This is a genomic window from Nocardiopsis sp. Huas11 (genome assembly GCF_003634495.1).
Taxonomy (GTDB): Bacteria; Actinomycetota; Actinomycetes; order Streptosporangiales; family Streptosporangiaceae; genus Nocardiopsis.
On sequence record NZ_RBKY01000001.1, the window covers coordinates 586,159 to 599,058 of the forward strand.

12 protein-coding genes are annotated in these 12,900 nt (G+C 68.4%); 7 read left to right on the forward strand and 5 right to left on the reverse strand.

The window, feature by feature from the left end; translation table 11 throughout:
• Window positions 1-190: 190 nt before the first annotated feature.
• From DFP74_RS02545 to DFP74_RS02560, 4 genes are all read right to left on the reverse strand, one after another.
• Window positions 191-1,039 carry a replication-relaxation family protein gene (locus DFP74_RS02545; protein ID WP_121180223.1) on the reverse strand — a complete coding sequence of 283 codons (849 nt, stop codon included), beginning with the start codon at window positions 1,037-1,039 and terminating at the stop codon, window positions 191-193.
• A complete protein-coding gene (locus DFP74_RS02550; protein WP_121180224.1) occupies window positions 1,036-3,438 on the reverse strand; it encodes a type IV secretory system conjugative DNA transfer family protein in 2,403 nt (800 codons plus the stop codon). The genes DFP74_RS02545 and DFP74_RS02550 overlap by 4 nt, the downstream gene beginning before the upstream one ends.
• Before the next feature lie 605 nt (window positions 3,439-4,043).
• Window positions 4,044-4,517, reverse strand: coding sequence for an SAM-dependent methyltransferase (locus DFP74_RS02555; RefSeq protein WP_121180225.1), 474 nt, complete (start codon window positions 4,515-4,517; stop codon window positions 4,044-4,046).
• A 29-nt stretch (window positions 4,518-4,546) separates the two neighbouring features.
• Window positions 4,547-5,905 carry a Tat pathway signal protein gene (locus tag DFP74_RS02560; RefSeq protein WP_147453802.1) on the reverse strand — a complete coding sequence of 453 codons (1,359 nt, stop codon included), beginning with the start codon at window positions 5,903-5,905 and terminating at the stop codon, window positions 4,547-4,549.
• A gap of 173 nt (window positions 5,906-6,078) precedes the next feature.
• On the opposite strand from DFP74_RS02560, the gene DFP74_RS02565 reads away from it, so the two are divergent.
• The 6 genes from DFP74_RS02565 (at window position 6,079) to DFP74_RS02590 (ending at window position 10,249) form a co-directional block, all read left to right on the forward strand.
• Window positions 6,079-6,627 carry an ATP-binding protein gene (locus DFP74_RS02565; protein ID WP_121180227.1) on the forward strand — a complete coding sequence of 183 codons (549 nt, stop codon included), beginning with the start codon at window positions 6,079-6,081 and terminating at the stop codon, window positions 6,625-6,627.
• A 100-nt stretch (window positions 6,628-6,727) separates the two neighbouring features.
• Window positions 6,728-6,931: a hypothetical protein gene (locus tag DFP74_RS33240; protein ID WP_147453803.1), complete on the forward strand. Its 204-nt coding sequence runs from the start codon at window positions 6,728-6,730 to the stop codon at window positions 6,929-6,931.
• Between the two features lie 14 nt (window positions 6,932-6,945).
• Window positions 6,946-7,740, forward strand: coding sequence for a DNA-3-methyladenine glycosylase (locus tag DFP74_RS02575; RefSeq protein ID WP_199725452.1), 795 nt, complete (start codon window positions 6,946-6,948; stop codon window positions 7,738-7,740).
• Complete coding sequence (locus DFP74_RS02580) at window positions 7,715-9,181, forward strand: B12-binding domain-containing radical SAM protein (RefSeq protein WP_121180229.1); 1,467 nt, start codon at window positions 7,715-7,717, stop codon at window positions 9,179-9,181. Before DFP74_RS02575 ends, DFP74_RS02580 begins: the two co-directional genes overlap by 26 nt.
• Window positions 9,178-9,798, forward strand: a complete 621-nt coding sequence (tmk, locus tag DFP74_RS02585) for a dTMP kinase (RefSeq protein WP_121180230.1) — start codon at window positions 9,178-9,180, stop codon at window positions 9,796-9,798. Before DFP74_RS02580 ends, tmk begins: the two co-directional genes overlap by 4 nt.
• A 19-nt stretch (window positions 9,799-9,817) precedes the next feature.
• The gene (locus tag DFP74_RS02590; RefSeq protein ID WP_121180231.1) at window positions 9,818-10,249 is read left to right on the forward strand and encodes an NUDIX domain-containing protein; all 432 of its coding nucleotides are present in this window, start codon (window positions 9,818-9,820) and stop codon (window positions 10,247-10,249) included.
• Window position 10,250: 1 nt separating this feature from the next.
• On the opposite strand, the gene DFP74_RS02595 is transcribed toward DFP74_RS02590, so the two are convergent.
• Window positions 10,251-10,787, reverse strand: a complete 537-nt coding sequence (locus tag DFP74_RS02595; protein WP_121180232.1) for a class IV adenylate cyclase — start codon at window positions 10,785-10,787, stop codon at window positions 10,251-10,253.
• Between the two features lie 600 nt (window positions 10,788-11,387).
• Between DFP74_RS02595 and DFP74_RS02600 the strand changes: the two genes are divergently transcribed.
• A complete protein-coding gene (locus DFP74_RS02600; RefSeq protein WP_121180233.1) occupies window positions 11,388-12,545 on the forward strand; it encodes a protein kinase family protein in 1,158 nt (385 codons plus the stop codon).
• Window positions 12,546-12,900 lie beyond the last annotated feature (355 nt).

Consider the following 12,900-nt stretch of genomic DNA (forward strand, 5'->3'; position numbering starts at 1 on the left):
GAAGAATTGCCGCCGCGCGGGGCAGTGCCGATGGTTCCCGAGGGGAGCGAGAATCTTCAACCCGAATTCGTCAGAACAGTCACGCAACCGCGAAAAACTTCAGAAACTGCTGAGCAGCGCGTATACCTCACGTACGACGACGGCCGCCCGTCCAGGAAGACCCTGGGCGGACGGCCGCTGGTGTGCTGTGTCAGTCGATCGGGTGGCGTTCGGCAACCTGCGTGAGCGTCAGCCGGTCCTGGCTGTGGGCGGACCTCCATACCGCCCCCGCCGGCCCCGGTCCTGCGAGGTCGGCGTAGGTGGCCAGGTAGGCCGCCGCCCGGCTACTGCTCCTCGGGGCGAGCACCCCGGCCAGGTTGGACTCCCTGCTGCGCGAGTGCACGACGAACAACACGACCGAGGGAAACCGTGTCGCCCGCGCCAAGTCGGCGTAGCCGGTCATCTTGTCCCGCACCATCGCCAAGGTCTCCGAACCGGTGTCGTACTCCACGAACACATGCGCCTGCTCTCCCTCCTGCTCCCAGCGCACGTAGGCGTCGGGGCGCGCGTGGCGTCCCCACCGCTGGGCGCACTCGGCCTCGTTCAACCACTGCACCAGTTCCGCCCCCGGTGTGGTGCGGGCCGCGAGGGTGAAGGCGACCAGGCAGTCGACCAGGCCGAGGATGTGCCCCAGGCGGGGCGAGTCCGCGACCCCCGCCGCCCGCTCGAACCGGTAGGAGACCGCCTCTGCGCCCCGTTTTTGGGCGAGCAACCGTGCACCGGCCGAGCCGAGCACCCAGTGGTAGGGGTTGCTTCCTCGCAGCGAGAGCGGCCGGAAGCGGTCCAGGAGCCCGTAGCCGTGGAGCTTGCGCAACCGCAGGCGCACCGACCGCTCTCCCGCGCCGGGGAAGTACAGGTGATGCAGGTGCTCGGTCCTCATCACCTTGTGGTCGTGCACCCCGCCCAGGACCTGGAGGTCTCGGGGCATGATCCTTCCCCGGGCCAGCGAGGAGGGGCGCACCTGGGTGCGCGCGACGTGGTCCTTCGCGTTCCTGCTCACGTGCGCTTCCCCCTCCGGGTGTCGGTCACCGTGAAGGGGCGTTGCTGGAACAACGGCCTCCCCGGGGACGGACTTACCCCTCGGGCAGGCGGCTGTGCCGCCGTCTCGGGGGCGTGGCGACGTGCGGCCTTACGCACCTGCGTCGCCCGGCCCGTCACCCCGGGCGGGAGTGGGCGGGTGCGCACCGTGGCTGCTCCCTGTTCCTTGGCCCCCACCAGCGGGCGTACCACCGCCTGGTAGGCGCCCAGGTTCGTCAGGTCGTAGGCCCCCAGTACCGGCAGCGTGTGCTGCTGCAGACTGGCCGCGTCGTCGGGTGAGGCGGAGAAGTAGACCTTCGTCCTCGCGTTCGCCGAGACCGCCTTGCGCAGGTCCGCAGGAAGCTGCCCGAGTTCCTGGTGAGCCAGGGTGAGCCCGAGCCGGTAGCCGCGCGCTTCGGCGAGCATGTCCTCCAGCGAACCGGGCAGGTTGAGGAAATTCTGCGACTCATCGATATACGCGCACAGGTCCTTGCGCTGTGCCTCCGAGGTGTGGATGCGGGCGGTAACCGCCTGCCAGGTCGCCGCCAACGCGAACGACCCGATCAGCGAGCTGGTGTCCTCACCCAGACGACCCTTCGGCAACCGGAGCAGCACCAGGTGCCCGGTGTCGAACAGAGTGGGCAGATCGACACTTGAGGGCCCCGAGGCCACCACCTGGCGCACCCAGGGGCGCAGCAGCGCGGTACGCAGCTTGTTCAGCACCGGGCCCGTCACCGCGCTCCTGGCTGACATCGTGAGCCCGGAGTACCAGTCCCAGAAGTCCTCCAAAGCCTCGTCCTCACCCGTTCGGGCGGTGACCTTGCCCATCACCTCCTGGCGCAGCGCGTCGTCGGCCAGCAGGCGCGGGATGTGCCCGAGCGTCAGGCCGGGATCCTTGGCCCTGGTCAGGGTCAGCGTGGCGGCGCGCAGGATGTCGTCGGTCCTGGGCCCCCAGTACTGGTCGTAGATCCTGCGGAAGATCCCCACCACCGTGTCGGAGACGAAGTCCGCATCGCCGCCCTGCAACAGGTTCAACCTCGGCGGTGGGGCGTTGTCGTCAGGATCGAACAACACCACCTTGTCCACCGCGTGCTCGGGCATGCGGGCCAGGATGTCGGTGACCAGGTCCCCGCGCGGATCGATCACCAGCCCCGCCCGCCCCGCCTCGGCGTCCTGCAGGACGAGGTTGGCCAGCAGCGTGGACTTGCCCGACCCGGTCTTGCCGAGGATGTGCGTGTGCTGCCGTGCCTCGGCCACACCCAAGGCGACAGGGCGGCGTACGCCGGCGTCGGAGTCGCCCACCACCCGGGCGTTCTCCCCGCCCCGGGGCACCGCAGGGCTGGGCGCTGTCGGCCGGGCTCCGGCCCGGGCCAGACCGGGGACACAGGTATCGGTGGGCAGGTGCGCGATCCCGGCCAACTCAGCAGTGCAGAGCAGGAACCCGTTGCCCAGGAACCGGTTGGACGCCCACCAAGTGGGGGCGAGCATGAAGCGGCGGTCCAGGTGGTTGGTGCCCGAGGTGAACGCCGCGAAGCTGGACCCCACACCGTGCGCCCGCCCCCGCAGGCGCTCCTTCGCCGCGTCGCCCTGGTGGGTGGTGGTGAGGATGTAGGCGATATCGCACGCCAACCTCGGGCTGGAGGCCTTTGTCAGGATCGCCCTCACGTCATCGCCCGTCCCTGGCAGCACCGGTACCCGACGCTGCGTGGAAGCCGAGACGGTGGGGTCCACGGCATCCAGCAGCATCGTCCCCAGCCCGGGGTGGCCCTGGCGTCGGGCCGCCGCCTGCCGGGCCCGAGCCAGCCGGAGCCCGGTCGCCGGGCGTGCGCTGATCCGGACCAGGCAGTGCTCGCCCTCTTCCAGGTCCTCCAACGCCCCCAACAGGGGGCGCAGCGGGTCGTCGTCGAACTTCGTGCGCAGCGGGAACTCCTCGCCCCGACCCACGCGCACCAGACCTCCCGTGGTGTACGCCCCCTGCGGCAGAGGCGACTCACCAGCGGCCACGGCGTGCGTGGAGGTCGTCGCGCCGGGCCAGGCCGAGGCGATGGCCCTCTCTACCGTCCCCGGCGGCACGATCCCGGGCACCCACACCTGGAACCGCACCCCGGCCGGGGAGGCCACGATCTCCAGGGCCAGGTGCGGTTGCACCAGCCACCGCGACCAGCGGGGCTTGAGCAGCCCCATGGTGTGATTCCAGAACGCGGTTGCGTGGGCGAGGCTGGCCTGCGGCGGCGGCAGGATCTCCACCAGGCGGGCCTCGCGTGACAGGTAGTGGTGGCGGGCGAATCGCACTCCGATCAGCGCGGCGCACACGGCTGCTCCGACGAGCGGGATCACGGCGATGACCGCGAACACTCCGCCTCCGACGAGGAAGTCGATCATCCGACCACCTCCCCGTAACCCCGCACCACCGCTGCCGAGGCGGTCAGACGGACTTTCGGGATCTGCTTCCTGGAGCGCTGTTCCCTGTGGGCCTGTGTTGCTCTCACCTGGTCGACCTCCGTCATCGTGTGCCCTCAACCTCCAAGGGCTCCAACACCAGGGCCATCCACCAAGGGTGCTGCGTGCCACCGCCAACACCTCCCGGCCCTGATCGCCCTTATGACCCCTTAAAAAGACAGGCGAAGGGCCGATGCGACATGCGGGTGTGAGAAATGTTTTCGCAAATGGGCGCATAAACGGTCAAGTCGGACGTCGAATTTCGCAGCCCGCTACCGATTCGAAGGTTCCGCGCGTCCAGATCCGCGTGTTTTCCGACGTGCTCGAAAGGCCGGTGAGGTCGGTCAGCGGCAGCCGCCGTTGACCACGCCATCTTGAGGAGAGCGATCGAGGTAACCGAGCAGTTGCACGACACCGATCGGTTCAAGCCCCGTCTGGTCCTGCCGGTCGACGCCAGCGTCTCCCGGTCAAGGGTCCTGCCCGTGCCCGGCGACGGCTGGAGCGGCCAGGCGCTGACGATCAGTGCGGGGATATTCGCCCCACGACGACTACTGGGGCGGAGCCGCCCAGTAGTCCGAGAGCATCTGGCCGGGCCAGGCGGGCTGGCGGACCTCACCGCGAGGGCCGAACTCGGCAAACCACGGGGCGATGTCCAGGACGGGGGTCCCGTCGACCGCGTCCAGGTCCTCCACGTGAAGGTCGCGCCCTTCGACCTTGAGCAAGCGCGGGTGGGAGATCGCGAGTCGGGCGGGGCGGCGGTGGTTGCGGTGAACGAACGTCCCGGTCTGCGGCCAGTCCGTGTTTCCCCTCGGGTGTCGTGCGCCCAGGTGCACATCGTCTTCTGACCCGCGGTGGAAATGCCACACGACCTGGATGTGGGAGAACTCCTCCAACCCCTTCACGGTGTCCAGGGGCAGATCCGCGTTGAGCCGGATGATCGACCGGATGCCTCCCCAGAAGTCGTCCGCGACCTCTGAGCGTCCACCGACGACGGTGGCGATGGGGGTGAGGGTGATCTCCACTGGGGTGTCCTTCCAGGGACCGGGCCGGATCAGGCTACACGCAGCACTTCGGCGGCTCGGCGGTCAACCTCTCGGACCGCGCTGATGCCGCGTCCCCGCACCGTGCTCAACGCGGTTCTCATGGTCTGGACCGTGTTCTTCGCCCGGCCCGAGCGCACGCCCTCCATCGCGTCCAGCGCCCGTGACCAGGTGGCGCAGGCTGCTTCGATCTCGCCTCGGGAGGCCTGGATCTCCCCGAGATAACCCAAGGTCACGGCGTGGGTGCGGCTGAACGCGGCGCCTCGGAGTTGGACGCTGCGCTCGAACTCGCGCTGCGCGCTCCCCAGGTCGCCCATCGCTTGCAGGGTGCGGGCGGTTTCGTGCGCGAGGCTGGCCTTGCCGAAGAACCAGACCCGGGCGGGCTCGGTGTCGGGTGTGGCGTCGGAGAGGTCGTCCTCAGCCCGCAGCAGTGCTTGGGAGGCGCTCTTGGTGTCGCCGACGCGGGCCAGGCTACGGGCGTGCACGACGCCCAGCAGCGCGCGCTCGCGGGGCCCGGCCACGTCGTAGCAGGAGGTCGCGGCTTCGGTGAGGCTCGCGGCTTGCGGGTAGTGTCCCAGGTCCATGGCCTGGTGGGCCAGGGCCCGGAGGATGTGGCCCACCAGGGCCCGGTCCCCGGCCTCGGCGGCGAGCTTGGCGGCCAACTGGAGGTAGCGCTGCGCTGTGGCGTGCCGGTTCGCGTCGAAGCTGGACCAGCCGAGCACGTAGACCAGCTCACTGGCGGCGGAGAAGAGCTCGCGTCGCTGTTCTTCGTGGGGGGTGTGCCGGCGCAGGGTCGGTAGGACCTCGTCGGCGAGCAGGGCAGTGGCCGCCGAGGTTCCATAGCCGCCCCCACGCTGTTGGTCCAGGCGTTGGAAGAGCGCCGTGGCGTCCCGGATCGCCGCGATGTCGTCGGGGGTAATGGTTCCTCGGGTCGCCGGGCGGGCCCGTGCCTGCTCCAGGCACTTCTGCCACCAGGACTCCTCCGGCAGAGCGAGCCCTGCCACGGAGTAGACAGCGGCGCCGATGAAGCCTCGTCTGTCCACGCTTCTCCCCAAGTCGGCCAGCGCCGTCAGGGTATCGGCTCCCCATATGGCCCCGGCTGACGGGATCGGGGACCTGCCCAGGCCGATCTCCTCCAGTCGTACTGGTCGACCCAGTCCTCGGGAGAGTGTTTCGCACAGCACGGCGGGGGCCGGGTCCTGTGGCCGGGTACCGGAGGCCCACATCGAGATGGTGGAGCGGCCCACGCTGACCAGGTCGGTGTGCCCCATTTCCTGGGCCACTCTCACGAAACGGCTGGCGGTCTGCTGCTGGGACCAGCCGAGCTCGGCGATGAGGGACTTCAATTTGTCGTTGGGGCCACGACGCATTCCGTCCTCCGAAAACCCTTTGGCAGCGTTGGCACTGTTCGACGGTGCATACCCGTACCGATCGAACGCGCGCAGTGGTTATCTCACCGTAGCGACCTGGATCACATGCGTGAAGCGATTCCTGTTCTCTGGCCGATCCCGGTCGCAGTTCCTGTCCCCTATGAGGAGTTGCCGTGTCAAGGACCGAGATGCCGCTTCCGCCGCTTCCTCTGCCCCGGTTCGTCAGGTCGAACCAGCCCAATGTGCTCGCCGTGGAGTACGGCGCCGACTCGCGTCTGGCCGCGCAGGCACGGCGCTGGGTGTGGACGGCCAGCAGGCTCCACCGGCTCCAGGCCGAGCCCCTGGTCTGGATCGCCAACGAGCTCTTCGCCAATAGCCTCCGGCACACCCGCTCCGGGCTGCTGGGCGGGAAGACGCGCCTGACGCTCACACACCTGCCGAACCATCTGCGCATCGCCGCCACCGACGAGGGGCCCTTGCCGGACTCGGTACCCGGGGAGCCCTACCTCAGCGCGGAAACCGAGGCCGCTCCCCTGGGCTTGGGGTTGACGTTGGTCAGCGCTCTGGCGACCGCGTGGGGCTGGCACGGGGACCAGCACGGACACACGGTGTGGGCGGAGGTAGCACGTCCCAAGCCCGGCAAACCCATCATCCAATTCATGCCGGCCGTCACCCGCCACGCCGCGACCGCGCGTCTTGAGGCGGTGGCCGGTGAGCGCTGAGCGTGCCCCGCGGGCCCTGTCTCTACACCTGGCCACCGGTGCTGTGCGGGTGCTGCCTCCCTCCGAGGCGGCACAGCTCACGGCTTCCCGGCGTGACCGGATGCTGCACCTGATCCCCGCAGGGACGCGGACACGCCAGGAACTCGCGAGGCTGCTTTTCGAGACCGACCCGCTCATCGGGAACGTGACCCGCCAGTATCGGGTGGTGCGTGATCCACGCACGCAGCGAGTGGTCGGTCGCGGGCTCTCCTCGCAGGGAGAGCAGGCACTGGCCGCGCTCGTATCCCGGCTGTCCCGTGACTGACCTCGGAGGACTTCATGCGCGTGATCGTTGACCATCCCGGGTGGACCCCCGCTTCCGAGCCTCGCCGCACCGTGCGCACCGAGAACAGCGCATGGACCGCGACCGCCGGTGCGACCCTCATCCTCAACCGGGTCGGAGAAGGCCGCGATCAGGCACCGGCCGTAGACACGTACTCCCCGATGGACCTCGGCGGGTCGATCCCCGAGAACCTGCGCTCCGCTTTGGAGGAGCAGGGCCCAGTCCAGCGGTTGCGCACCGCCGACCTGTGGGAGGCGCTGGCCACCGCGATCATCCGCCAGGTGATCCGCGCCGACCAGGCCCGCCTGATGTACCACCGGTTCTGTGATGCCCACGGCGCCCCGCTCCCCGAGGCCGGACCATCCGCCTTCCCGCGTCCCGAGACCGTGCTCGCCCTGGACGAGGACGACTTCGCCGGGTTGGGGATGGCGTTCAAGCGCCGCCCGCTGATCGCGGCGGCCGGGGCCTTCATCGAGTCCGGCACCAAGTGGGCGGAGCTTCCCGCCGACGTGCTGGTGGAGGAAGTGCAGGCGGTGCCCCGTATCGGCCCGTGGACCGCCGGAGCCACCCTCGCCGATGTCACCGGCGACTTCTCCCTCTACCCCTACGGCGACATGGCCGTGCGCAAGTGGGCGGCTCATGCCTCTCCCGACATCGACTGGCCCACCGACGAGGGCACCTTCGCCCGCTGGTGGCGGTCCTTCGCCGCCACACCCGAACAGCTCTCCGCCCTGACCGTGCTCACCCTCGCATTGGGAGGACCCCGTGGACAGGACCAACCCCCTTCATGACCTGATCAGCGGCCACACCCCCGGCCGTTCCCTCGACCTGCTGCTCGTCAACGCGCCCCTGCGCGACTACGCCGAACGCCCGCGCGTCAACGACTACACGCTGCCGGTGCTGGGCATGGGCTACGTCGCCACCTACGCCGCGCGGTGCGGGTTCGCGGTTGGTGTGCTCGATGCCGAGGCGCTCGGGCTGCCGGTCGCCGACGTCGTCCAGGCGGTCAACGCAGCCGCGCCCCGGTGGGTGGGGTTCAACCTGCTGGCACCCACCTACGAGGTCTCCGCGACCATCGCCGCGGCCCTGGACCCCGGCATCAAGGTCATGCTCGGCGGGCACCAGGCCAAGGCCATGCCTACGGAGATCCTTACCGACCCCCGCATGGCCCGATGCGAGGCTCTGGTCATCGGCGAAGGTGAGACCCGCACCGTCGAACTCCTGCACGATTACCGCAACCGAGGGGACCTGCCCGGGGTGATGTGGCTCGACTCGGTCCTGAAGACTCCAGTGACAGGCGGCCGACCGGGTCAGGGCCACCACCTGGCCCCACCTATCAACGACCTGCCCTTCGTCGACCGGCGCTTCCTCACCCAGGACCCGCACTTCGAGGCAGACCGGTGGGAGGCGAACATGGTCGGTGCCCGCGGCTGCCCCTACGACTGCTCCTTCTGCGGCGCCGCCGTCTCCGCGAACCCCGACGTCACGATCCGCGTCCGCTCCCCCCAGAACGTGGTCGCGGAGATGGAACACCTGCGTACCGCCTACGGGGTGAGCGCGTTCCGGTTCGTCGACGACCTCTTCCTCGGTGCCCGCCGCGTCATCAACACCATGATGGACGGCTTCGCGGAGCACCGTGTCGGGGACTGGGCGGTGTGGGACGCCACGGGCCGCATCAACGTGCTCGCCCGCGAAACCGACACTGCCTTGGACCGCCTGGTCGCGAACGGGCTCAGGGAGGTCGCGCTCGGCATCGAGTCCGGCTCCGAGCGGATGCTGTCCTACATCGACAAGCGCATCACCCAGGACATGATCCGCTCGGTCGTCACCCGGCTCGTCGGCAGGGGGATCAGCGTGAAGGGCTACTTCATCCTGGGCTTCCCCGGCGAGTCACGGGCGGAGATGGCACAGACCGTGGATCTGGTGCGGGAGCTGTGGGACCTTACCGAGGGCGCCCCCGGCCGTTTCCGCAGCAGCGTGTTCGAGTTCCGCCCCTACCCCGGCACCCCGGAGTGGCACAGGCTCATGGCCACCGGCCGCTACACCCCCGACCAGCTCCTGGACTACAGCCCGGTCGACCTGACCGACCAGGGCGTGGACGAGGCCATGAGGCAACGCGACGAGTTCAACTTCTCCTCCAACATCCAGTTCGGCGAGGCGTCCGTGGCCGAAGTCCGCGCCGCGCTGGTCGAACTGTCCCATGGCGAGCACCAGCGAAGGGCGGCGGCATGACGGGACTGCTCGTGGCCTTCGACGGTCCGGGTGGGGCCGGGAAGTCCACCACCGTCCAGGCGCTCGCCGCACGCCTGGCCTCCGACGGGTTGCGGGTACTGGCCACCACGCAGCCCTCCTCGGGGGCCATCGGTCGACTCGCCCGCAGCAGTACCCACGAGTTCTCCGGGCTGGCGTTGGCCTGTTTGGTGGCCGCGGACCGCTATCACCACCTGGCTACCCAGGTGCGGCCCGCGCTCGCCGACGGGCAACTCGTGTTGTGCGACCGCTTCACCGCGTCCTCGCTCGTCCTCCAGGCGGGGCTGGACGAGATCCCGGAGAGGTTCGTCCGTGAACTCAACCGGTTCGCAGAACCCCCGGACCTGCAGGTCGTCCTCACCGCGCCGGCCGAGGAGCTGCGCGAGCGCCTGGTGGTGCGCGGTTCGCATGGCCGGTTCGAGGACGATCCGGCCAACACGCTCAGGGAGGTCGCCCTGTACGAGCGGGTCGCCGACCAGTTGGCCCGTGAAGGTGTGCTGACCGAGGTGGTGGACACCTCTTGCGGGGTGGAGGAGACCGTAGCGCACCTTGCCGACCTCATCAGGGCGCTATGGTCGCAGGATCGAGCCGCTGCCTGACCATGGACAGGACCCCGCCATGCCCTACACGAGCGTCATCGACGTGCACGTCATCCTGCACCGGCAGGGCGAGATCGTACTGCTGGAACGGCAGGGCACCGGGTACTGTGACGGCATGCTGCACCTGCCCTCCGGGCACCTGGAGGACGGCGAGCCCGCGCACGCGGCCGCCGCGCGCGAGGCGCGTGAGGAGGTCGGGGTCGACATCGACCCCGGCCACCTCGCCCTGGCGGCCGTGGTCCACCACCGCCAAGAGCTCGGGCACGCCCGGATGGGCCTGTTCTTCCTGGCCACCGAGTGGCAGGGCGAGCCCTACAACGCCGAACCCGGCGAGTGCGGAAAGCTCGTGTGGGTGGACCCGCGGGTGCTGCCGTCGAACACCATCCCTTATCCGGCCGAGGGCATCCGCGCTTGGCTCGACGGGGTGCCGTTCACCCCGCACGGGTGGTGACTCAGGCGGCGGCGCGCACCAGCGTGTCGTAGGTGTCGGTGGTGCGCTCCAGCTCGACGCCGAGCGCACGCGCCCAGGTGTCCAGCTCGGCCTGGACCGCCAGGCCGTCGCGGTCGTCGTCGATGACGAGTTCCAGTTCGAGGAACGTCCCCGCGTTCTCGACCGCGTCGACGCAGACCCCGATCGGCCCGGCGGCCCCGGTACGGCGGCGCTTGACGATGCGCACGGTGGGTTCGTAGCCCATGGCGAGCACGGCGGCGTGCATCTGCTCCCGGTCAGCGACGACCGTCTCGTGCTCGGCGCACTCCATCGAGTTGGCCAGCGGCGTCTTGGTCGTGAAGACATGCGCTCCACCGTCCAGGCTGCGCAGCCGAGCGAACGTGTGACCGGCCTTGCCCATCTCCGGCCTCCAGCCCGCGGGGGCGTAGGCCTGATCTTCCTGGAAGACCGGCTCGCCCAGCTCCACCCCGGCAGCCTTGAGCGCGAGCAGGAGCCCCTCGAGGTCCCCCACCCGGTACTTCGTCTCGATCTCCCGCATCACGCGCCTCCTGGGCTTTGGTGTCGCCGTGCCTCAGGAGCGTACCGAGGCCACACCTGCCGCATCCGCCTGTTGGCCAAAGACGGCCCTGGGGTGGGTTGAGCGGTGGACGGTGCGATCCCCTGCGTGAGTCCGCAGGGCCATGACTACGTCCCCGACCAACCTCCGGTCCGCCACGGGCGCTCGGCCACGGCCACCTGTTCTCGCTGCGGAGACACCATCACCGCGACCCGATGAAGGCCCCTTCATACTTCAACAAGCACTCCCAGAACGAGAGTGATGGCTGCTCGGCTCATAGGAGTGACGGGAGGCGATCCCGGCACCCACGAGAGCCTCCAATACACCCGGAACGAGACAAGATGCGCGACCGGCCAGTCGGTGAGGACCCGGCTGGTGGATGGGAACGATCCAGCCTGCATGATGCCGGAGGCACCTGAGATGCTGAGCGCAAGGGCAGCAAACTTGCGAGTATCGCCTGGACGATCCGGGCTTGATGGTCACTGCGGCGGGCGCCTGGCAGAACGCCGCCTCAGTCAACAGGAGGAGTGACTCACCTCGACGCGATGGGATCATGGCGGTGTAGTGAGAGAGGAGGATACGGTGGCCGATCCGGTGGAGTTCATGCTGGCCGACCTGCGAGAGAAGTACGAGGCGATGCCCGCCGCACGGGCCTTCGCTCGCCTCTACGACGACCCCAAGTGGGGTCACATGTTTGCAGTCCTCCATAGGCGGTTGAACGAGCACTTCACCGACATCAACGGACGTGCCAAGACCACTCACCATTACTGGGCCGACAACAGCAGGGACTTGCTCGCGCTCATCGAAGAGATCGAGCTCGACCTGCATACCCTGAAGAGGGCAGGCATTGAGGTCGCACTTGCCGACTCCTACCAGGATGCGCTGGATCGATGTCGGCCATGGCTTTCGCCAAGCGGGGGCAGTGCGGTGCCGGAGGACTTTGAGCTCATCGAGGTCATCAGCTACGAGCAAGTCTTCGCCCACGCGGCTAAGAGCGTTAGGCTCAAGAAGCAGGAGGCTGCCGTAGAGCTGAAGATGGTGGGGAGCGGATCCTACGCCCACGTCTACTCCTACGTCGACCCCGACTACGGCATCAAGTTTGCGGTCAAGCGGGCGAAGAGAGAGCTGGACGAGCGCGATCTGCACCGCTTCAAGCAGGAGTTTGAAGTCCTGAAGAAGCTGAGCTTTCCCTACGTGGTGGAGGTCTACCGCTATGACGAGACCCGAAACGAGTACCGGATGGAGTACTGCGACACAACGCTCCGGGAGCACATCAGCAAGAAGAACGCCACGATGCCCTTCGCAGCTCGCAAGCGCATTGCCTTGCAGTTCCTCTACGGGATCAACTACCTTCACCACCAACGGTTGTTGCACCGTGACATCAGCCTCCAGAACATACTGCTGAAAGTCTTCGATTCCGGCGCCGTTCTGGTGAAGCTCTCGGACTTTGGGCTCGTGAAGGATCAGGCGAACGAGTTCACCCGGACCCAGACCGAGATGAAGGGGACGATCCGGGACCCAATGCTCTGTAGCTTCAAGGACTACGGGGTCGTGAACGAGATGTACTCGATCGCGCATGTCCTGGCCTATATCTTCAAGGGCAGAGAGTCACTCCCCGCAGCTGATGACACTGTAGGGCGGATAATCCACAAGTGTGCTGTCAACGACCTAACCGAGCGCTACCAGAGTGTCGCCGAGTTAATCGCAGACGTTGAGCGGTTGGAAGCACCGCCGAAGTAAGCGACGGCCTAACGAGTTGGTGCGTGATAGCGGGTGAGGCTTCGCTGAAAGGTCGTGGCATGCTCTGGCCGTGGCGATCAAGCTCAACCGCTCTGTCGGCAGGCTCGGCCGGAGCCCCGCAGCGTCAGTCAAGAAGTTCAGCGCCTCGTCTCCCATGCCGTCAGCAACTGCAGCACACCGACTGGGTACCTACTGCCCTAGGTTCAGCGGTGCCCCGCTCCCGTGAGTGACGAGAGGCGATCTCCCGGCACCCGTCTGCATCTGAGCGCCCAACGCCAGTCTGGGACGGCGGCCTGACCGGATACGGCCAACCCCAGCCGCACACCGCGCCGCAACGCGGGTTCTGCGATCGTAG